This is a genomic window from Massilia antarctica (assembly GCF_015689335.1).
GTDB classification, from domain to species: domain Bacteria; phylum Pseudomonadota; class Gammaproteobacteria; order Burkholderiales; family Burkholderiaceae_D; genus Telluria_A; species Telluria_A antarctica.
In genome coordinates, this window is the sequence record NZ_CP065053.1 from 2,243,529 (window position 1) to 2,265,066 (window position 21,538).

The 21,538-nt window shown below is 62.4% G+C and carries 18 protein-coding genes; 11 read left to right on the forward strand and 7 right to left on the reverse strand.

Annotation, left to right across the window (positions count from 1 at the left end):
* Nucleotides 1-13 precede the first annotated feature (13 nt).
* The 4 genes from IV454_RS10160 to IV454_RS10175 are packed head-to-tail and all read right to left on the reverse strand — an operon-like array spanning nt 14 to nt 4,610.
* Nucleotides 14-1,252 carry an ABC transporter permease gene (locus tag IV454_RS10160; RefSeq protein WP_206091374.1) on the reverse strand — a complete coding sequence of 413 codons (1,239 nt, stop codon included), beginning with the start codon at nt 1,250-1,252 and terminating at the stop codon, nt 14-16.
* 17 nt (nt 1,253-1,269) lie between these two features.
* Entirely contained in the window at nt 1,270-2,583 is a 1,314-nt protein-coding gene (locus IV454_RS10165; protein ID WP_206091375.1) for an ABC transporter permease, read from the reverse strand.
* Between the two features lie 9 nt (nt 2,584-2,592).
* Nucleotides 2,593-3,309, reverse strand: coding sequence for an ABC transporter ATP-binding protein (locus IV454_RS10170; protein WP_054265800.1), 717 nt, complete (start codon nt 3,307-3,309; stop codon nt 2,593-2,595).
* 32 nt (nt 3,310-3,341) lie between these two features.
* Complete coding sequence (locus tag IV454_RS10175) at nt 3,342-4,610, reverse strand: efflux RND transporter periplasmic adaptor subunit (protein WP_206091376.1); 1,269 nt, start codon at nt 4,608-4,610, stop codon at nt 3,342-3,344.
* Between the two features lie 223 nt (nt 4,611-4,833).
* Here IV454_RS10175 and IV454_RS10180 point away from each other — a divergent pair, with 223 nt between their 5' ends.
* Nucleotides 4,834-6,462: a MutS-related protein gene (locus IV454_RS10180; protein ID WP_229522169.1), complete on the forward strand. Its 1,629-nt coding sequence runs from the start codon at nt 4,834-4,836 to the stop codon at nt 6,460-6,462.
* Between the two features lie 18 nt (nt 6,463-6,480).
* Here the strand turns inward: IV454_RS10180 and IV454_RS10185 are convergent, their stop codons facing one another.
* Nucleotides 6,481-6,750, reverse strand: coding sequence for a hypothetical protein (locus tag IV454_RS10185; protein ID WP_206091377.1), 270 nt, complete (start codon nt 6,748-6,750; stop codon nt 6,481-6,483).
* A gap of 9 nt (nt 6,751-6,759) precedes the next feature.
* The gene (locus tag IV454_RS10190) at nt 6,760-8,580 is read right to left on the reverse strand and encodes a phosphoethanolamine transferase (RefSeq protein WP_206091378.1); all 1,821 of its coding nucleotides are present in this window, start codon (nt 8,578-8,580) and stop codon (nt 6,760-6,762) included.
* A 182-nt stretch (nt 8,581-8,762) separates the two neighbouring features.
* Here IV454_RS10190 and IV454_RS10195 point away from each other — a divergent pair, with 182 nt between their 5' ends.
* The 7 genes from IV454_RS10195 (at nt 8,763) to IV454_RS10225 (ending at nt 16,901) form a co-directional block, all read left to right on the forward strand.
* Nucleotides 8,763-9,506 (forward strand): M48 family metalloprotease, encoded by a 744-nt coding sequence (locus IV454_RS10195; protein ID WP_206091379.1) that lies wholly within the window; start codon nt 8,763-8,765, stop codon nt 9,504-9,506.
* A gap of 354 nt (nt 9,507-9,860) precedes the next feature.
* Nucleotides 9,861-10,244 carry a 30S ribosomal protein S12 gene (gene rpsL, locus IV454_RS10200; protein WP_025603541.1) on the forward strand — a complete coding sequence of 128 codons (384 nt, stop codon included), beginning with the start codon at nt 9,861-9,863 and terminating at the stop codon, nt 10,242-10,244.
* A gap of 127 nt (nt 10,245-10,371) precedes the next feature.
* Nucleotides 10,372-10,842 carry a 30S ribosomal protein S7 gene (rpsG, locus tag IV454_RS10205; RefSeq protein WP_054265804.1) on the forward strand — a complete coding sequence of 157 codons (471 nt, stop codon included), beginning with the start codon at nt 10,372-10,374 and terminating at the stop codon, nt 10,840-10,842.
* Between the two features lie 132 nt (nt 10,843-10,974).
* Entirely contained in the window at nt 10,975-13,080 is a 2,106-nt protein-coding gene (fusA, locus tag IV454_RS10210; protein WP_054265805.1) for an elongation factor G, read from the forward strand.
* A gap of 79 nt (nt 13,081-13,159) precedes the next feature.
* Complete coding sequence (gene tuf, locus IV454_RS10215; RefSeq protein WP_054265806.1) at nt 13,160-14,365, forward strand: elongation factor Tu; 1,206 nt, start codon at nt 13,160-13,162, stop codon at nt 14,363-14,365.
* A 112-nt stretch (nt 14,366-14,477) separates the two neighbouring features.
* Complete coding sequence (gene rpsJ, locus IV454_RS10220) at nt 14,478-14,795, forward strand: 30S ribosomal protein S10 (RefSeq protein ID WP_005663509.1); 318 nt, start codon at nt 14,478-14,480, stop codon at nt 14,793-14,795.
* A gap of 213 nt (nt 14,796-15,008) precedes the next feature.
* Complete coding sequence (locus tag IV454_RS10225; RefSeq protein ID WP_206091380.1) at nt 15,009-16,901, forward strand: S9 family peptidase; 1,893 nt, start codon at nt 15,009-15,011, stop codon at nt 16,899-16,901.
* Between the two features lie 6 nt (nt 16,902-16,907).
* On the opposite strand, the gene IV454_RS10230 is transcribed toward IV454_RS10225, so the two are convergent.
* Nucleotides 16,908-17,603 (reverse strand): hypothetical protein, encoded by a 696-nt coding sequence (locus IV454_RS10230; RefSeq protein ID WP_206091381.1) that lies wholly within the window; start codon nt 17,601-17,603, stop codon nt 16,908-16,910.
* 212 nt (nt 17,604-17,815) lie between these two features.
* Between IV454_RS10230 and creB the strand changes: the two genes are divergently transcribed.
* The 3 genes from creB (at nt 17,816) to creD (ending at nt 21,538) form a co-directional block, all read left to right on the forward strand.
* Nucleotides 17,816-18,523, forward strand: coding sequence for a two-component system response regulator CreB (gene creB, locus IV454_RS10235; RefSeq protein ID WP_206091382.1), 708 nt, complete (start codon nt 17,816-17,818; stop codon nt 18,521-18,523).
* Nucleotides 18,520-19,950 carry a two-component system sensor histidine kinase CreC gene (creC, locus tag IV454_RS10240; RefSeq protein WP_206091383.1) on the forward strand — a complete coding sequence of 477 codons (1,431 nt, stop codon included), beginning with the start codon at nt 18,520-18,522 and terminating at the stop codon, nt 19,948-19,950. The genes creB and creC overlap by 4 nt, the downstream gene beginning before the upstream one ends.
* Before the next feature lie 169 nt (nt 19,951-20,119).
* Nucleotides 20,120-21,538 (forward strand): cell envelope integrity protein CreD, encoded by a 1,419-nt coding sequence (creD, locus tag IV454_RS10245; protein ID WP_206091384.1) that lies wholly within the window; start codon nt 20,120-20,122, stop codon nt 21,536-21,538.

Sequence of the window (21,538 nt, forward strand, 5' to 3'; positions counted from 1 at the left end):
CATACCATCGCCATCAGGCACTGCGGGTGGCCGTCGCCGGCGAAATGCTGGCGGCGCGCCAGGCCGGCCCGTACACGGCGGCCACGCCGAGCCCCCAGAACACGCCGGCGCCCGCCACCAGGTAGGCCAACGGCAGTCTTTCCATCTCCAGTTTGCTGACCAGCAGCTGATTGAGCGCGATCGACGCGAGCACGCCGCCCACCACCCCCACGCTGGTGATCATGAAATTCTCGGTGATGAAGTAGCGCAGGATATCGACCCGGCGCGCCCCCAGCGCGCGCCGCACGCCGATCTGCTTGCGGCGCTGCGTGACCCACAGGCTGGCCATGCCGACAATGCCGCTGGCGGTAATGAGCAGCAGCAGCACGCTGACCGCGATCAGCATCCACGACAGCGCCACGTCGGCCTGGTAGCGTTGCTCGCGGTCCGCGCCGACCGTCTTGCTCGTGACGATCGCGCGGCCCTGGTTGCTGGCGCGTAGCGCGGCGTCGGCTTCTTTCATGACGCGCTCCTGCTGCCCTGCGTCGCTGCGCACCGCATACATGGTGCTGGAGAAGGTCTTGCGCATCGGGACAATCAGCGAATAGGCGCCGCGCGCGGCCACTTCGGCGCCCTGGGTCTGCAAGGTTCCGATGACGCCGACCACGGTCGCGCTATTGGCTTCCTCGCCGCTACCGAAGTAAAGCGTCTTGCCGACCGCGTCGCCGCCACCGGGCCACAGCTTGTCGGCCAATGCCCGGGTAACCAGTACCGCCTTGGGGAACAGGTCGTCGGGCGCGGTGTTGCCGTCGATGTCGAGGACATCTTCCGGCTTCAGGTCGCGCCCTTGCACCAGTTCCAGGCCCCAGGTCTTGACCAGCGAATCGCTCGAGTAGTACATGGCGGCGGACGGGATGTCGTCGCCCGCGGTGCGCGACGGCGCCACGCTGGAGGACCAGCCCGATTGCGACATGGGCGCCTGGTTGACGAAAGCGGCCGAGAGCACGCCGCCGATGGCGCGCAGGGCCCGCGTTTCGGCCTGCTGGCGCGCCAGTTGTTCCTGGTGGCTGCCTTCGACCAGGTGGCGTACCCGGATGTGAAAGACGCTGCTCTCGCCGGCGATGCCGCTCGGCCGCGCGGCCACGGCCTGGCGCACGCTGACGATATGCAGTGCGTTGGTGAGGATCGCCAGGCTGATCGCCACTTGCAGCGCCACCAGGATGGCGCCGGTCTTGCTGCGCAGGAGCGCGGAAAGGATGGGACGGATTTCCATATGAAGTCTTTCGAATGTTACTGCGATTTGAGTTGCATCGCTGGGGTGACCTGGCAGGCGCGCCAGGTCGGCAGCAGGCCGGCCAGCATGGCCGCGCCGAGTGACATCAGGACCGTCAGGCCAAGCATTTGCCAGTCCATGTGGGCGGCGACCTTCAACTGCTTCGATTGCATGCCGATCAGGGCCAGCGCGCCGAAAGCCAGCACCAGTCCGAGCACGCCGCCGGCCAGGCCGATCACCGCGGTCTCGGTCAGGAACTGGCGGAAGATTTCCCTGCGCGAGGCGCCCAGCGCGCGCCGGATGCCGACCTCGGAAGCACGCACCGAGAATTTGGCCAGCAGCAGGCCGACCGTGTTGACCAGGCAAAGCAGCAGGAAGCCGAACGCCAGCCAGGCCGACAGGCGGCTGTCGTTGGCGACCACCTTGCGAAATTCGAGCCACTGCATGACGTCGAACAGCCGGTTCGGCTGCTTGCGTTTGAGGCGTCCCAGCTTGCGCTGTTCGGCCGCATAGTTGTCCAGGTAATCCTGCAGCCCGGCGCGGTCCGCGCCGGTCCTGGTTTCGAAGAACACCTGCAGCCAGGTGCATTCCGAATCGAGGAAGCCCTGCCAGCCCGGTTCGGCGCGCCCGCGGCAACTGACACTGCCCTCGGGGCTCGTCTCGTGGCGCAGCGCGGTGGCGAAGGGAAGGATGATCTCTTCCTCCACGCCGAAGCTGCCGCCGCCAATCAATTTATAAAACTTCGGCACCGGCCGCCACGGTTTGAGCACGCCCACCACCTGGAATTGCGCGTCCATCAGGCGGATGCGCTTGCCGACCGGGTCGGCCGCGCCGAACAGCTTCTCGGCCAGCGCCAGGCTCAGTACCACCACATCGGCGCCGGCGCGTTCGTCCGCTTCGCTCCAGGGCTGGCCGTGCAGGAAGGGCACCTCCATCATCGGGAAAAAATCGCGCGTCAGGGCAAGGCCCTTGACCGCCATGACCGGCAAGTCCTTGCGCTCGGGTTCGAGCGGCGCGGACACGCTGTACAGTACCGTGCGCCGCTCGCCCTGGCCGCTCTTGAGGAAATTGGCGGCGTCGATGTAGGTCGATTGCGGATCGCTGCGGTCCTCGCCCTGGGGATTGAAGCCCTCGAGCGGGCCGTTGTCGATCTTCGGCACGAACAGGCGCTCGCTTTTTTGCGGAATCGGGTTGCTCGACATGACGTGCAAAATGGTCAGGGTCGACACACTGGCCGCCACGCCGATGGCCAAGGTGAGCACCATCAGCGCGGTCAGGGCCGGATTGCGGCGCAGGCTGCGCACGCCCAGCATGAAGTAATACGAAAACATGGTGTCTCCTCAGGCGGCCTGGCTGGACGCTTTGGCGCCGGCCAGGGTGGAGGGTTTGCGCACCAGGTCCGATACCTGGCCGTCGATGATGTGCACATTGCGCTGCGCGCGCACCGCCAGTTCCGGGTCATGGGTCACCATCAGGATGGTGGTGCCGCGGGCGTTGATGTCCTCGAGCAGTTCCATCACGCCGCGCGCCATTTGCGTGTCCAGATTGCCGGTTGGTTCATCGGCCAGCAGCAGCTTGGGCGAGCCGGCCAGCGCGCGCGCGATCGCCACGCGCTGCTGCTGGCCGCCCGACAGTTCGGCCGGGTAGTGTTTCATGCGCGAGGCCAGCCCCACCTTCGATAGTGCGTCTTCGATGCGCTCCTTGCGTTCGGCGGCGTTGAAGCCCCGGTAGCGCAGCGGCACGTCGACGTTGTCGAACAGGGACAGGTCGGCAATCAGGTTGAAACCCTGGAAGATGAAGCCCAGCTTTTCGTTGCGCAGGCGCGAGCGGGCATTGTCGTCCATGCCCTTGACGTTGACGCCATCGAGCACGTACTCGCCGTCGGTGAATTCTTCGAGCAGGCCGGCGATGTTCAAGAAACTGGTCTTGCCGGAGCCGGAAGGGCCGGTGACGGTGACGAATTCGCCTTGGCCGACGTGAATCTCGAAGCCACGCAGCGCGTGCGTTTCGATCATGTGGGTGCGGTATACCTTGCTCAGATTGGTCATGCGCAGCATGGAATGTCCTTTCGTTGGAAATCAGTGATTGATCAGTTGTTAATCGAGACGCGCGCGGCGTTGGCGAAGGCGTCGGTGCCGGCGATGACGACCTTGTCGCCCGGTTTCAGGCCCGCCAGGATTTCGACCGACGACACGCTGGTGGCACCGAGCTTGATCGGGGTGCGCACAGCCACGCCGTCCTGCATGACGTAGGCGAAGCGGCCGCCTTCGCTCTCGACGAAGGGGCCGCGCGGCAGCAGGATGACGTCGCGCTTTTCTTCGATCAGCAGGCGCGCGCTGACGCGCTGGCTCTGGCGCAGGCCCTTGGGCTGGGCGCCGTCGAAGCGCACCCGCGCCAGCACCTGGTTCTTGACGACTTCGGGCGAGAGGGCCGACAAGGTGCCGCTGGCGGTGGCGCCGCCGAGCGCGATCTCGGCGCGCATGCCCAGGCCCATGTCGTCGACATAGGTTTCCGGCACTTCGAGTTCGACTTCGAGGCGCGACAGGTCGACCAGGGTCATGAGGGCGGCGTTGGCCGCCACCACGCTGCGGTTTTGCACCGACAAGGTGCCGATGAAGCCGTCGACCGGGGCGCGCACGCTCAGTTCATCCACGCGGCGCTGGGCGTTGGCCATCGACAGGCGCTGGCGATCGAGTTCGGCCACCTTGGTTTGCAAGGCCAGGCCGACGTCGTCGCCCTCCAGCACGGCCGCCTGGGATGCGTGGCGCGCGCGGATGCCGGCCGAATTGAGCGCGTCCCTGGCCTTTTGATAGTCGATCTTGGCGATGATGCCTTCCTGGACCACGCTGTCGTAGCGCTCCAGGGTGCGCTGGGCCGACAGGCGGTCGATTTCGGCGGTGTCGGCTTCGCGCTGGGCCAGCAGTTTTTGTTTTTTGGCCAGGATGCGCTGGCGCGCCACTTCCGCTTCGAGCTGCTGGTAGCTCGATTGCTCGCGTTTGAGCGCATCCGACAGGTCGGGCGATTCGAGCAGCGCCAGGACCTGGCCTTTTTTCACGGTGTCGCCGGCGGCCACCTTGAGCGTGACCGTGGCCGGCGCGCTGGCGTACAGGGTGGGGCTGACGGCGGCCACCACGCGGCCGTTGACCGCAGCGTCGCGCACCAGGGTGCCGCGCGCGACCTCGGCCACGCGCAGGCGCGCCGCGCTGACCGCATGCTCGCTGGTGCGCCAGGCGGACAGCAGCAGCGCCGCGCCGCCCAGCGCGCCCACGGCCAGCACGGCGGCGAGGATGCGGCGTTTTGCCTTGTGCGCGGGCGCTGCGCTGATGGTCGTGTCCTGGGAAGAGGTATCTCGGATCATGGTTGTTGTCTGAACAGTAAATAGCAACAGCAATGCAGGAAGCGTGCCAATTGTTAAGTAGCTGATTTATATAAAATTTCTCCTTTGCGCGGGGACTGTCCGCGCCGTCCGGACGCCTTGTATGGACAGTGCCCGGACAGTGTGGACTTGCATTTTGTCAATTTATCCACATCTGGCGGGCAGGTTGTGCGATCCCCGCGCGGCCGCAGGCCAGAAAGGCAGCATGTCCGCGTTCGTATCGAAAATGTCCGCCGTGTGGACCCAAGTTGCAGCCCGCTTGCGCGCGTTCCTCCTCATTCCCGACAGGGAGCCGGTCGATTACGGTTTCGTCGCGGGCGACTTGGCGCAGCTGCACCGGCTGTGCGCCGATCCGGCGCGCGGCGCGCTCGATGATCCAACCTGGAAGGACCTGCTGCTCGATACCTACCGCGCGCAGTTATCGAAAGAAGTGAGCATCTTCGGCCAGCAGGTGCTGTACCGGCGCCTGCGCGCGGGGCTGGACGACGATGCCTGCGCCGCCGTGGGCGAGCGTGTGCGCGACCTGATGCGCGATCCGGAGCGCCTGGCCGCGCTGCACCGCGACTGCACCTCGCTGCGCCATGCGGACAAGGAGATCGCCACCTTGCTGTTCGAGGATGAAGCGCCGTGCGCGCCCTGGTGGGTGGGCAAGACCTGGCCGCTGCCGATCCTGCTGCTGGCGTCGATCGCCGCCGTCATCGTCACGCCGGCCGCGTGGCTGGCCACCGGCGTGGTCGCGTACATATTAATGAGCACCCAGATGCGCTATTACGCACGGGTGGACGAGTGGGACCTGTCGATGAACGCGCTGCAGATGCTGCTGCGGGTGTCGAGCATCCTGGGCGGGCGCGAGGATGCGTTGCTGCTGCCGTTCGCCGGCCCGGCCGCGGCGGCGGGCAAGCTCAATCGCCAGCTGTCGCGCGCGCCGGTGGTGCAGATGACGCCCGGGGCGCGCACTTACCTGGACTGGTTCATGCTCGACAACGTGAACCACTATTACAAGGGCGTGCGGCTGGTGCACGCCAACCTGGATTTTCTGCGCGCGTGCTTTGCGCGGGTGGGCGAGCTGGAAGCCGATATCGCGCTGGCGCGCCATCTGCTCGATGCGCCCGCGCTGTGCTGGGCCGAGCGCCATGCGCACGACGCGCTGGCGCTGGAGGGGACCGTGCATCCGCTGCTGCCGCGGGCGCAGGCGCTGTCGGTCAGGATCGATGGCGGCGGCGCCTTCATCTCGGGCCAGAACGGGATCGGCAAGAGCACCTTGCTGCGCACCGTGGGCGTGAACCTGGTGACCGCGCGCGCCTTCGGCTTTTGCTACGCGCAGCGCGCCAGGGTGCCGGACCTGCCGGTCTACACCAGCATGCAGAGCGAGGATTCGCTGTTTGGCGGCGAGAGCCTGTACATGGCCGAACTGCGGCGCGCGCAGGAACTGCTGGCGGCGGCCGATGGGCCGCACCCCGGCATCTGCATCATCGACGAGATTTTCCGAGGCACCAATCACCTCGAATCGGTATCGGCGGCGGCCTCGGTGCTCGATGTGCTGGCGGCCAAGGGGCTGGTGATCGTCTCGTCGCACAACCTGGTGCTGGCGTCCCTGCTGGCGCACCGGCTCGCGCCCCTGTGCGTGCGCCTCGACGGCGCTGGCCGGCTGGCGTTGGAAGCGGGCGTGCTGGCGCACACCAACGGCATCGCCCTGCTGGCGCAGCGCGGCTTCGGCCCGGCCATCGAAGCGCGCGCGGGCAGGGTGTTCGACTGGCTCAATGGCTACCTGGCGCATCCGGGCGATTGCGATGGCGTGCTGGCGGCTGATGGCACAGGCAAGGCGGCGTCTTGACTCACGCGCCGGCCGTCGTCATCCGGCGCGCTTGCGCAGCGAATGCCAGGTGCCGACAGCCAGCGCCGCTACCACGATCAGCAGCGCAATCACGTTGGCGGCCGAGGCCCGGCCTTCCAGGATCGCCTTGATCCATACAAAAGGTCCCAGCGGCGAGAGCACCATGAACAGGCCGCCCGGCACGTGCGCCTGCGGCGGTTCGAGCACCAGCCAGAGCTGGGTGGCGATGAAAGTCGCGGCGAGATACCACAACAGCAGCTTGAATCCGGTTTCGATGGTTTGGCTCATTGTCTTTCCTTATTTTTCGCGCTTGAGCGGCGTGCCCTTGTCGATCACTTCGCGGCAGTCGCCTTTGAAAGTGGCATTGTCGTAGTCGCTCCAGCCGTAGCTGTCGACGTAGCGTTTGTGTACCTTGAAGCCCGGGTTCACGAAGCTCCATTCCAGGCGCTCGCCGGGGTAGCGGATGTCGGCCAGGTCGAGCAGGGTGTGGAACATGTTCTCGGTCGCCAGGCGCTCCTGGCCGTGGCGCCGCAGCTGCGCCACCTTGTCCGGATAGCGCGCCAGGTACTGGTCCGAATACCAGAGCAGCGCCGGCACGTGGAATTCGTACTGGGTATTGTGGCCGTGGAAGGCCAGCTTGCAGCTGTTGTCGTACAAGGTCTGGCCGTGGTCGGACACGTACAGCATCGTACTGCGCTGCTGCGACTCCTTCAGCTGCTTGACCACGTTGGCCAGGAACCAGTCGGTATACAAGATGCTGCTGTCGTAGCTGTTATTGAGCTCGGTCTTGAGCGCCAGGTCGGTGTAGGCCGGCTTGTCGATGCCGAACAGCGATGGCTGCCAGCGGTCGAACTGTTTCGGGTAGCGCTGGCTGTAGTTCCAGTGGCTGCCCAGGGAGTGCAGCACGATCAGCTTTTTCGGCGCCGGGTCGGCAATGGCGCGGCGCAGCGGGTCGAACAGGATCTCGTCGAAATTGGAGTTGTTGGTAAAGCCGCCCAGGTTGAGGAACTGGATCACGTCCGCTTCCTTGGCAAAGACCGAGACGGGCGTGTCGAATTGGCCGAACGAGATCTGGTTCGACAGCCAGTACGTTTTGAAGCCGGCTTCCTTGTACGCCGTCAGGAAGGATTTTTCGGCGAAGCCGTCCTTGAGGCTCTTGATGGCCGGTTTGCGCGAGATCATCACCGGCACCGACAGGCGCGTGGCCGACACCGACGTGATCACGTCGGGCAGGGTGACCAGATTGGCTTCCTTGCCGAGCAGGGGATTGGTGTCGCGCGCATAGCCGTTCAGGCGCCAGCGGTCGAAGCGCGACGATTCGCCGATCACCATCACCACGATTTCGGGCTGCGCATCGGGCGTGGCCTGGCGCGCGCCGAAGCGGAAGTGGCTGTTGCGCTGGACCAGTTCGGCCAGGTGCTTGCGTTCCTTGTAGAAGTCGACGCCGCGCGCCGTGATGCCGAAGGGCCAGGTTTGCGCGAACGCGTCGAATTCGAGCGGCAGCACGGCCCAGCGCGGCAAGGGCGGGGAGGTCCAGCCTGTGTGTCTTGCGCCCGCGGCGGACGCGCTGGCGCTGGCCGGCGCCGCCTTCGAGGCCGCGTTTGCCGCGGCGGCGCGCGGAGCGATGCCAAATTCGTAGCCGTACGCTGCCAGGACGGCGCCGATGGCCAGCAAGCCCAGGGTGAGCCAGCGCGAGCTGTCGTCCCAGTCCAGTTCGCGGGCGCGGCGGGCCGCCTGGAAGCTGGTGATCCACCAGGCGACGACTGCCGCCATGACGGCCAGCATCAGCCAGACTGTGTTGCCGAGAAATTCGAGCGCTTCCTTGGGACTGGTTTCGGCAATGATGCCCAGATGGTGGGTCGACATGCTCTGTCCGTAAAAACTGAACAGGTAGATTTCGGTCGGCAGGGCCAGGAAGGCCGGGATCAGCAGCCAGTGGAACCAGGCGGGACGCTTGAACAGCGCCCACACCGCCACCCAGGCCACCGCTTCCATGCCGAGTACCTGCCACGGACGGTCGAGCCGCCTGCCCAGCAGCATGGGGAAGAAGGGGACGGCTGACAGTGCCGCGTACGTCAGCAGCAGGTAGAGCGGGGCAGGGCGCAGCAGATGTCGCATCAGGGAAACGTGGTCCAGCAAAATTGGCCATTATCCCGGGTTTTTAGTTCTTCCTGCCAAATATTCGATGCGGCAAGGTGTTGTCTTGATTGTAAGTTTGTGGTGCCGGACGCAATGGATGATGCTGCTTGCTGTTACAATGGCAATGTTTTAATACTAATAACCTGAATGAGAGCAACCCCATGACATCCACAATTCGTATTGCCGCGCTGACCATGTCCATCCTGACCGCAGGGACCGCTTCGGCGATCGACCTCGGCGGCATGCTGGGCGCGGGCAAGGACCTGGCCAAGGCCGCCACCATCAGCGACAAGGAAGTGATGGACGGCTCGCGCCTGATGATGCGCCAGATGGACAAGGAAGAAAAAGTCGCGCCGGCCGGCAGCAAGTACGCCAAGCGCCTGGAGATGCTGACCAAGGGCCTGGAAAATGAAGATGGCCTGAAGCTGAACTTCGCGGTCTACCAGTCGGGCGACGTGAATGCGTTTGCCACGCCGGACGGCAGCATCCGGATTTACTCGGCCCTGATGGATCTGATGAGCGACGACGAGCTGCGCGGCGTGATCGGCCATGAAATCGGCCACGCCAAGCTCGGCCATGCGGCGTCGCAGATGAAGAAGGCGCTGTTGCTGTCGGCCGGTACCAAGGCGGCGGGCGCGAGCGGCAACCAGGTGGGCGGCATGGTCGCCGCCAATGAAGAAACCATCAAGGCGTTCGGCAATGCGCAGTTCTCGCAGTCGGACGAGACTTCGTCGGATGACTATGGCTTCAAGTTCATGCAGAAGCACAAGTATGATGTGCGCGCCATGGAATCGGCCTTCCGCAAGCTGGCCAAGATGGAAAAGGGCGGCAGCAACCTGATGGCGAGCCACCCGGGTTCGGACGCGCGCGCGGACCGCATGAAGGCGGCGGCTGACAAGCTGTAATAGTCAGGTTCAGGTTCAGTACCTCGGAATATGTTTCGTCGTTTCTGGCACTGCCAGAAACGACGAGTCAGCGGCGGTTAAGCACTGTCTCACCCCCGCCACACTTGCCCCGTTTCGCTAGCATCATCGCCCCACATCCGCATTGCCAAGCGTTAAACTGTTTGACTGCCTGGCACATCGCGTCTATACTCGCGAGTTCTCGATTTTATTCTGCGCATTGTTTACGCATTCAGCGCCGCTCCTCGCAGGGCGGCTGTCGGTGCCTCTCCTGCGTAGTCCTTGTCGGGACTCCGTTTCAGTCCCCGGACAGCTTGTCCGGGTTATTCATGTTGTAATTTTGTTGGATTTATAACGATGCCAACCATCAATCAACTGATTCGCAATCCACGTGTCGCTCTGACCGTGAAAAGCAAATCGCCGGCGCTGGAAAACAGCCCGCAAAAACGTGGTGTTTGCACCCGTGTGTATACGACGACTCCAAAGAAGCCAAACTCGGCTCTGCGTAAAGTCGCCAAAGTTCGCCTGACCAACGGTTTCGAAGTCATTTCGTACATCGGCGGTGAAGGCCACAACCTGCAAGAACACAGTGTCGTGCTGCTGCGCGGCGGTCGTGTAAAAGATTTGCCGGGTGTGCGTTACCACATGGTTCGCGGTGCACTGGATACCCAGGGCGTCAAAGACCGTAAGCAAGCTCGTTCGAAGTACGGTACGAAGCGCGCTAAAGCAGGCAAGAAGTAATTTTTCGCCCCGCTTTCACTAGAAGTTTAACGAGTTGAACCGACCGTAATGGTCGAGTAAGTGGATGGCTATGATGGCCTCCGCGAGTGCGCACCGCGCGCTCAACTGAAGATAGGAAGGAATTGATATGCCACGTCGTCGTGAAGTACCCAAGCGCGAAATCTTGCCAGATCCAAAGTTCGGTAACCAAGATGTCGCCAAATTCGTCAACGTACTGATGCTGTCCGGTAAAAAATCGGTTGCAGAAAACATCATCTACGGTGCATTTGAGCACATCAAGCAAAAGTCCGGCAAGGACCCGCTCGAAGTGTTTGCAACCGCGATCAACAATGCCAAGCCGATGGTCGAGGTTAAGTCCCGCCGCGTCGGTGGTGCCAACTACCAGGTGCCAGTTGAGGTTCGTCCGGTTCGTCGTATGGCGCTGTCCATGCGTTGGTTGCGCGAAGCCGCAAACAAGCGCAGCGAAAAATCCATGCCGCAACGCCTCGGTGGTGAATTGATGGAAGCCGCTGAAATGCGCGGTGGTGCTATGAAGAAGCGGGATGAAGTTCACCGCATGGCAGAAGCGAACAAAGCGTTCTCGCATTTCCGCTTCTAATCAATTGGCCGCGCCCAGGTTTGCACATTGTGCAGGCCGCGGGCGCGGCCATGTATCTGTTGTTCGAGGCCGGGCTCATTTTGTTCACAAAATGCCGCTCGGTTTTGTCCATTAAAAGATTTAGGAATAATTATGGCACGCAAGACCCCCATTGAGCGCTACCGCAATATCGGTATCTCGGCTCACATCGATGCTGGCAAGACCACCACGACCGAGCGCGTCCTGTTCTACACGGGCGTGAACCACAAGATCGGCGAAGTGCATGATGGCGCGGCCACCATGGACTGGATGGAGCAAGAGCAAGAGCGCGGTATCACGATTACCTCGGCTGCGACGACCTGCTTCTGGAAAGGGATGGCTAACAATTTCCCTGAGCACCACATCAACATCATCGACACCCCGGGCCACGTTGACTTCACCATTGAAGTTGAACGCTCGATGCGCGTGCTCGACGGTGCCTGCATGGTTTACTGCGCAGTGGGCGGTGTTCAGCCACAGTCGGAAACCGTATGGCGCCAGGCTAATAAATACAAAGTGCCACGTCTGGCCTTCGTGAACAAGATGGACCGTACCGGCGCCAACTTCTTCAAGGTCTACGAGCAGATGCGCGCTCGCCTGAAGGCGAACCCGATTCCGCTGCAGATTCCTATCGGCGCCGAAGACAACTTCAAGGGCGTGGTCGATCTGGTCAAGATGAAAGCCATCTACTGGGACGACGCGTCGCAGGGCATGAAATTCGACTACCGCGACATTCCTGCTGAACTGCAAGAGCAGGCTGCCGAGTGGCGTCTGAAGCTGGTCGAAACCGCTGCCGAAGCGAACGACGAACTGATGAACAAGTACCTGGAAGAAGGCGATCTGTCGGAAGAAGAGATCAAGGCTGCCCTGCGTCAGCGTACGATCGCTTCGGAAATCGTCCCGATGATGTGCGGCACCGCGTTCAAGAACAAGGGCGTGCAAGCCATGCTCGACGGTGTGATCGAATACCTGCCATCGCCAGTCGACATCCCGCCAGTCAAGGGCATGGACGAAGATGACCAGCCGACCACGCGTAAAGCGGAAGACACCGAGAAATTCTCGGCGCTGGCATTCAAGATCATGACCGACCCATTCGTGGGCCAGCTGATCTTCTTCCGCGTCTACTCGGGCATGATCAAGTCGGGCGACACCGTCTACAATCCGATCAAGAACAAGAAAGAGCGTCTTGGCCGTATTTTGCAGATGCACGCTAACCAGCGCGAAGAAATCAAGGAAGTCCACGCCGGCGATATCGCCGCCGCGGTCGGCCTGAAAGACGCGACCACGGGCGAAACCCTGTGCGATCCATCGTCGATCATCACCCTGGAAAAAATGGTCTTCCCTGAGCCGGTGATTCAACAAGCTGTTGAGCCAAAAACCAAGGCTGACCAGGAAAAAATGGGCTTGGCACTGAACCGCCTGGCACAGGAAGATCCTTCGTTCCGCGTGAAAACCGATGAAGAATCGGGCCAGACCATCATCGGTGGTATGGGCGAGTTGCACCTGGAAATTATCGTTGACCGCATGAAGCGCGAATTCGGCGTCGAAGCGACCGTCGGCAAGCCACAAGTGGCTTACCGCGAAACGATCCGCAAGGTGTGCGAAGAATCCGAAGGCAAGTTCGTCAAGCAGTCGGGCGGTCGTGGTCAGTACGGTCACGTTGTCCTGAAGATCGAGCCGCAAGAAGCCGGTAAAGGTTTCGAATTCGTCGACGCGATCAAGGGCGGCACCGTTCCACGCGAATACATCCCTGCGGTTGAAAAGGGTGTGCGCGGTACCTTGAACGCCGGCGTGATGGCGGGTTACCCAGTGGTCGACGTCAAGGTGACCTTGTTCTTCGGTTCGTACCACGATGTGGACTCGAACGAAAACGCGTTCCAGATGGCCGCTTCGATGGCATTCAAAGATGGCTGCCGTAAAGCATCGCCAGTCATCCTCGAGCCGATGATGGCCGTGGAAGTGGAAACGCCGGAAGACTACGCCGGTACCGTGATGGGCGATCTGTCGTCCCGCCGCGGTATGGTGCAGGGCATGGACGAGATTCCAGGCGGCGGCGGCAAGATCATCAAAGCCGAAGTGCCACTGTCCGAAATGTTTGGTTACTCGACCTCGCTGCGTTCCGCAACGCAAGGCCGTGCTACCTACACGATGGAATTCAAGCACTATTCGGAAGCGCCTAAGCACGTGACTGACGCAATCGTCACCGCAAAAGCCAAGTAATTCAGTCAGGGCCGCGCCATAAGTGCGGCCCTGATCATCGAACAAAAATTGTAAAAATAGTCTTTAAAGGAAATTCAAAATGGCAAAAGGTAAATTCGAACGGACCAAGCCGCACGTCAACGTGGGCACCATCGGTCACGTCGATCACGGTAAAACCACTCTGACGGCTGCGATCGCTACCGTTCTGTCGAAGAAATTCGGCGGCGAAGCAAAAGCATACGACCAGATCGATGCAGCACCAGAAGAAAAAGCGCGCGGCATCACCATCAACACCGCTCACGTCGAGTACGAAACGGCTAACCGCCACTACGCTCACGTTGACTGCCCAGGCCACGCCGATTACATCAAGAACATGATCACCGGCGCAGCACAGATGGACGGCGCGATCCTGGTTTGCTCCGCAGCTGACGGCCCAATGCCACAGACCCGCGAGCACATCTTGCTGGCACGCCAGGTTGGCGTTCCTTACATCATCGTGTTCCTGAACAAGTGCGACCTGGTCGACGACGCAGAACTGCTGGAACTGGTTGAAATGGAAGTGCGTGAGCTCTTGTCGAAATACGAGTTCCCAGGCGACGACCTGCCAATCATCAAGGGTTCGGCACGTATGGCCCTCGAAGGCAACACCGGCGAAATGGGCGAAGTGGCGATCATGGCCCTGGCCGAAGCGCTGGACACCTACATCCCAACGCCAGAGCGCGCAATCGACGGCGCCTTCCTGATGCCTGTGGAAGACGTGTTCTCGATCTCGGGTCGCGGTACCGTTGTGACCGGCCGTATCGAGCGCGGTGTTGTTAAAGTCGGCGAAGAAATCGAAATCGTCGGCATCTCCGACACCGTCAAGACCACTTGCACCGGCGTGGAAATGTTCCGCAAGCTGCTGGACCAGGGTCAAGCCGGCGACAACGTCGGTCTGCTGCTGCGCGGCACCAAGCGTGAAGACGTACAGCGTGGTCAGGTTCTGGCGAAGCCGAACTCGATCAAGCCGCACAATCACTTCACCGGTGAGATCTATGTCCTGTCGAAAGACGAAGGCGGCCGTCACACCCCGTTCTTCAACAACTATCGTCCACAGTTCTACTTCCGTACTACGGACGTGACTGGTTCGATCGAGTTGCCAGCGGACAAAGAAATGGTTATGCCAGGCGATAACGTGTCGATCACCGTCAAGCTGATCAACCCGATCGCGATGGAAGAAGGCCTGCGTTTCGCGATCCGCGAAGGTGGCCGTACCGTTGGTGCAGGTGTTGTTGCGAAGATTCTCAGCGAAGTCGCTGGTAAGTAATTCGTAGTCAAGGGCAGGAAAGCAGGTATACTTGCTTTCTTGCCTGATGTGCCCAAGCAAAAAATTCATATTGCCGGTTCAACGCCGGTTCGTTCTTTTTAAGGGAATTACCATGTCCGCACCAAACCAGAAAATCCGCATTCGCCTCAAAGCGTTCGACTACAAGCTGATCGACCAGTCCGCACTGGAAATCGTTGATACCGCCAAGCGTACCGGCGCTGTTGTCAAAGGCCCAGTCCCACTGCCAACCCGCATCCAGCGTTTTGACGTCCTGCGTTCGCCGCACGTCAACAAAACCTCGCGCGACCAGTTCGAAATCCGTACGCACCAGCGTCTGATGGACATCGTGGACCCAACGGACAAGACCGTTGACGCGCTGATGAAGCTGGATCTGCCAGCTGGCGTCGACGTCGAAATCAAACTGCAATAATCATTGCGGTATTGCCGCCGGCGCACTGATGTGCGCGGGCGAGTCAGGGCCGGGCGAGTTCGCTATTAGCGAACGGACCCGGCCCTGATGCGTTTGCATTGTCATTTTTTCAGCATTCGCCACGCCACATTGATTGCTGTGCCGCATGTGCAAGTCTATACTGTGCCGCCCTGACCGCCGCCCCTTTGCGCTGGCACCCAACGACCCGCCTTCATGACCGCTTCCGTCTTTCGAACACTGCTGCACTCCTCGCTTCTGCTGCTCTCCCTGGCCGCCGTTCCCTGCCTGGCCGACGCGCCCGTGCTCGGCATCAAGGAGGCATTGCGTATTCCGGCCTACCTGTCGATGGAGCTCTCGCCCGACGGCAAGCATATCGCCGCGATCGCGCGCAAGGGCGAGGCCAGCAAGCTGGTGCTGATGGATACGGCGACCCTGACGCCGCGCTTCGTCGAGATCAAGCGCGGCACCATGACCAACCCGAGCGAAGCGCGCTGGGTCAACGACACTTACCTGGCCGTCGATACCGACGAGGGCGTGAAGATGGTCGATCTGGACGGCCGCTACATCCTCTTTATCGGCAGCCGCTACGTCGGCAATGTCACGCCCGACAGTGCGGGCAGGGCGCGCATTCTGGTCAAACGGTATTACGAACCCACCTACGCCGCCCGCATCACGATCGAGAAGGATGAGTCGGAGCTGGTCAATTTTCACATGCCCGGCAAGCCGGTGTGGTGGGTATTCGACGCCAATGGCGACGCCCGCGTGGTGACCACTATCAGCACGGCGTTCTGGTCGGACAGCACCACATTCACCCACTGGTATCGCGCAAGCCAGGACAAACCTTGGGAAAAGCTGGTCACCTTTAACTATGAGGACGACTTCTGGTGGCCGGAGAACCTGGCCAGCGACCAGAAATCGCTGGTGGTCCAGTCGCGTCAGGGGCGCGACACCCGAGCGTATTTCCGCTACAGCCTGGAAACCCGTACTATTACCGAGATGCTGGCCGGCCACCCGACCCAGGATATCTATGTTCCCGACACCGAACAAGACGGTTCGTTCCGCCTGGTCGCCACTGCCGGCATGAAGCCATCGTTCGAATGGTTCGATCCGGCCTGGGCGGCCATGCAGAAAAGCGTCGATGCCGCCTTGCCTGACCGTCTCAACGTTATCGAGGGCAAGCTGACCAGCAAGCTATTGATCTATTCCGTCAGCGATACCGACCCCGGCCAATGGCTCTTGCTCGATGTGCCCAGCGCGACCATGCGCAAGGTGGCGTCGGCCAAGCCCGAGATCGACGTCGCGGCCATGCGGCCGGTGCAGATCGTGCGCTACGCCGCGCGCGACGGCCTGAGCATCCCGGCCTACCTGACCTTGCCGGCCAAAACGGGCGCGATCAAGCCGGCGGTGATCCTGATCCACGGCGGCCCTGCCGCACGCGACAGCTGGACCTACAATGCCGAAGTGCAAATGCTGGCCGCGCGCGGCTACACCGTCCTTCAGCCGCAGTTCCGCGGTTCTTCGGGCTTCGGCAAGGCCTTCATGCAGGCCGGCTATGGCCAATGGGGACTCGCGATGCAGGACGATATCAGCGATGGGGTGCGCTGGCTGGTGGAGCAGGGGCATGCCGATCCGAAGCGCATCTGCATTTATGGCGCCAGCTATGGCGGCTATGCCGCGATGTGGGGACTGGTCAAGACGCCCGAGTTATACCGCTGCGGCGCCAGTTTTGCCGGCGTCAGCGATATTGCGTACATGCTCAAGGGCGATTCCGACGTCAATGCGAGGGCGACCGGACGCTTGCAAATGAATATCCTGATGGGCGGGGCAGGACGTGACAAACAGGCCTTCGACCAAGTCTCGCCGCTCAAGAACGCCGCGCGCATCACGGCGCCGGTGCTGCTGGCCCACGGCGAATGGGACCGGCGCGTGCCGATCGCGCATGGCCGCAAGATGTACAAGGCGCTCAAGGACGCGAACAAGGAAGTCGAGTGGATGATCCTGGAAAAAGAGGGCAATGGCATTTACCATGAAGATAACCGCGAGAAATTCTACGGCGCCCTCTTCAAGTTGCTCGAGCGCACCATCGGCCCGGGCGCGCCACCTTGATCCCGGTCAGGCCGGCTGGCGCGTGCGCCTGCGTGCGCCCAGCATCGCCAGCGCGCCCAGTCCCAGCAAGTCCAAGCCGACCGGTTCCGGCACCGCCGCGACGGTGCTCATCGAAAACTCCTCGATATCGGCATAGAACACCGTGGAGCGGCCCGTAAGCACGTCGTTGTAGCCGAACTGCGCCTGCTTCATCGTGTAGTCGTACAGGTCGGGCCGCACCGTGGTCGAGAAAGGCGTGGTCAGGCTGGCGTTGGCGCCGGCGAAAAAGTGCTGCACCGATTCGATGCCGTGGTAGGCATACATGCTTTCCTCGCGCGTGGTCCAGTTCACGCCGGCGAAGGCCTGGTCCGATCCCCACCCACTGCCGGCCGAGGCGCCGTTGGCGGTCTGCTGCTGGAAGTGCCCGGTGCGGCGGTAGTCGCGCGTCACGCCGTCGACGGTGATGCTGGCGCTGAACACATTCAAGCCATACAGGCCGTCGTACTGGGTCAGGTAATGGTCGTGGGTGGCGCCCGTATCGGCGAACGTCAGGGTCATCTGGTAGCGCTTGCCGACCAGGTCGCCCGGCCCGAATTCGTCCAGGGTATTCTGGTAGACGCTGCTGATCACGCCGCGCGAGGTGGTGGTCAGAATGGTCGCGTGGGCGCTGGTAATGCAGGCCGAGGCAAGGAGGGCGAACGTGAAGAGCGATTTAGCTGACACGATATTCTTTCTTATGGTTTGATTAAGATGGCATGGATATCAAGCAAAAAACATACCATTTGGAAATTAACGTTTGGTATCATCGGCTTAGGATTTTTCGTTCAGAAATCCCTTGAGCTTCTGTAAAATTTTCCGACAAGCACGGCGCACGGGCCGGGCGTGGCCGTAGGCAGCCGGTTGACTGGCCTGCACCTGCCCCCGATACTGTCGCCATGACCACGATGAACGCCAAACGCATGCCTGTAACGATCCTGATTGTGGAAGATGAACTGGCCATCGCCGACAGCATCGCCTATGCCCTGCGCACCGATGGCTTCGTGGCGCGCCACGTGACCCTGGGCGCCCAGGCGCTGCAAGCGATGCACGGCGCCGACCCGGCCGACCTGCCGGCGCTGGTGGTGCTCGACGTCGGCCTGCCCGACATGAATGGCTTCGAGGTGTGCCGCCAGCTGCGCCAGTTCTGCAATGCCCCGGTGATCTTCCTGACCGCGCGCAGCGACGAGATCGACCGCATCGTCGGACTCGAAATCGGCGCCGACGATTACGTCACCAAGCCGTTTTCGCCGCGCGAACTGGTGGCGCGCATCCGCGTCGTGCTGCGCCGCCTGGCGCCACACGCCGCCGCGCCGGCCGGCCGCTTCGACATCCGCGCGCCCCAGGCGCGCATCCTGTACTGCGGCCAGGTGCTCGACCTGACCCGCTACGAATACCTGCTGCTCAAGGCCCTGTGCGAGCGTCCCGGCCACGTGCTCTCGCGCGCGCAGCTGATGGACCGGGTCTGGGCCGATTCGCCCGACACGCTCGAGCGCACCGTCGACGCCCACGTCAAGTCGCTGCGCGCCAAGCTGCGCCAGGTCGACCCCGGCGACGACCCGATCCAGACTCACCGCGGCATGGGCTACAGTCTGGCCGGCGCATGAGGATAGGCCTGCGCATCCTGCTCGGCTACTTTCTGATCGTCGGGCTGGCCGCGTGGTTCTTGCTCAATGTGTTCGTGGCCCAGGTCAAGCCCGGTGTGCGCTCCACCCTCGAAGACACCCTGGTCGATACCGCCCACTTGCTGGCCGACGTGGTGGCCGACGATGTCAAGGCCGGCAAGGTGAACGACTCGCAGATACTCGCGCGCATCCAGAATGTCGCCAGGCGCCATGTGGATGTCCAGATCGATGGCTTGAACAAGCGCAGCCTGAACTACCGGGTCTACATCACCGACCAGCAGGGGAGGGTCACCTTCGATTCGAGCGGCAAGGACGTGGGCCAGGATTACTCGCTGTGGAACGATGTCTACCTCACCCTGCGCGGCGGGTACGGTGCGCGCAGCACGCGCGGCGCCGGCAGCGACGACACCAGCGCCGTGATGCACGTGGCCGCGCCCATCATGGACGGCGAGCGCATCATCGGCGTGCTGACCGTCGCCAAGCCGGTCTCGACCGTGCAACCCTTCGTCGAGCGCAGCCAGCGCATCATCCTGCAGCGCGGCGCCGTGCTGCTGGCGCTGTCGCTCCTGATCGGGGTCGCCTTTGCCTGGTGGCTCAACCGCGCCCTGCGCACCCTGATGGTGTATATCGCCGATGTCGAGGCCGGTCGCAAAGCCACCCTGCCGGCGCTGGGCAAGAACGAGATCGGCACCTTGGGGCGCGCGCTCGAAGCGATGCGCAACAAGCTCGAAGGCAAGGAATACGTGGAAGAACTGATGCACACCCTGGCGCACGAGCTCAAGAGCCCGATCGCGGCGATCCAGGGATCGGCCGAACTGATGCAGGAAGACATGCCGGCCGCCGAGCGCCAGCATTTTCTCGGCAATATCCTGAACCAGAATTTGCGCCAGAAGCAGCTGATCGACAAGCTGCTGGCGCTGATCCGCGTGGAAAAGCAGCAGCGCCTGAGCGCCCCGGAGCCGGTATCCTTGCGCGAGCTGGCAGACCAGGTGCGGGCCGATGTGTCGGCGCGGCTGCTGGCGCGCGGCCTGACCCTGGACGCCCGCATCGACAAGCTGATCGTGAAGGGCGATGCGCTGCTGCTGCGCCAGGCGGTCGGCAACCTGCTCGACAACGCGATCGATTTTTCGCCAGCCGGTGCAATCATTACCTTGCGGGGCGAGCAAATGGGCGATGAAACGGTGATCAGCGTGAGCGACTGCGGGAGTGGGATTCCCGAGTTCGCGCGCGAGCGGCTGTTCGAGCGTTTCTACTCGCTGCCGCGGCCGGACGGCGCCAAAAGCACGGGCCTGGGCCTGCCGTTCGTGCGCGAAGTGATGGCGCTGCACGGCGGCCGGGTAACGGTCGACAACATCGAGCCGCACGGCGTCTGCGCCATGCTGCACCTGCCCATCGTCTTGGTTTCCTGACCGGGGTCTGACCTCTGATTAGCAACAAAAACGTTGCTAATCAGAGGTCAGACCCCGGTTTAGTTGCTGACCCCGGTTGGGATATTTTCATGCGGGCGACTTCACACGCAGCGCATCTGCAGCGCATATACGCTCCCTACACTGGCTCCACCACCAATCGGGAGCCTTCATGCAAAAAACACTGCTGTACAAAATACTCGCCATCCTGGCGCTCACCCTTGTGATCTGCCTGTTGTTGGCGATGATCCAGGGCACCATCAGCGACCGCGCCGAGTTCCGCGCCCAGGCCGTGGCCAGCATCGCCGCCGACTCGGTGCGCGAACAGTCGATCATCGGTCCCGTCATGGTCATTCCCTACACCGATGAATTCGATGTGATCGTGCCGGCCACCAGCGATGCCGCCAGCAAGCCCGAAACCGTGCGCCGCTCGGTCAGCCGGGTGCACCTGGTGTTTCCCAAGCAGTTGACCATCAATGGCCGCTTCGATACCGATTACCGTTACCGCGGCATCCACCGGGTTTTGTATTTCAGCGGCCAGCACGCGCTGTCGGGCGACTTCGACCTGCCGCTCAAGTCGTCCCTGCCGCGCGCCAATTCGCTCTCGCGCATTACCGTCGGCCAGGCCAGCATCGCGCTCGGGATCGAGGACGTGCGCGGCATTCGGAATATTCCGACCATCATCTGGGGCAAGCAGCCGATCGAATTTCAGCAAGGAAGCGGCAGCGTCGCCCTCGGCAGCGGCTTGCATGCCGATCTGCCGCCCATGGACATGGAGCAGAGCGGCCGCATCAACTTCGCGTTCAACCTGGACCTCGATGGCATCGAACGCCAGCATTTTGCGCCCGTCGCGCGCAATAACCGGATCACCTTGACGTCGAAGTGGCCGCACCCGCAATTCGGCGGCCGTTTCCTGCCGTCGACCAAGGACCGCAGCATCACCGACGAGGGCTTCAGCGCCAACTGGTCGATCTCCTCGCTGTCGACCGCCACCCAGCAGCAGTTGCGCGCCCTGCAGGAGGGCAGCGCGGTGGACGCGAACCCCACGCAGGCCGAGCGCGTCGCCGCAGCCGCGACCGATAGCCGCCCCGACCGCTTCAGCGTGGCCTTCATCGAACCGGTGAATGTGTATTCCCTGGCCGAGCGCGCCACCAAGTACGGTCTGCTGTTCGTGGCGCTGACCTTTGCCGCGTTCTTTGTCTTTGAAATCCTCAAGCGCTTGCCGATTCACCCGATCCAGTACCTGCTGGTCGGACTGGCGCTGGTGCTGTTCTTCCTGCTGCTGGTGGGCTTGTCGGAACATATCCGCTTCGTCGTGGCGTATCTGATCGCCAGCACGGCGTGCATCCTGCTGCTGGGGTTTTACCTCAGTTTCGTGCTGCGCAACCGGGTGCGCGGACTGGGCTTCGGCGTGGCGCTGACCGTGCTCTACGGCGCGCTGTATGGCTTGCTGAGCTCGGAGAATAATGCGCTGGTGCTGGGCAGTATCCTGCTGTTCGCGGTGCTGGGCGCGGTCATGGTCGCTACCCGCAAGGTCGACTGGTACCAGATCGGCAAGACGGAGCCGGACCCGGAGCCGGTCGTGAACTGA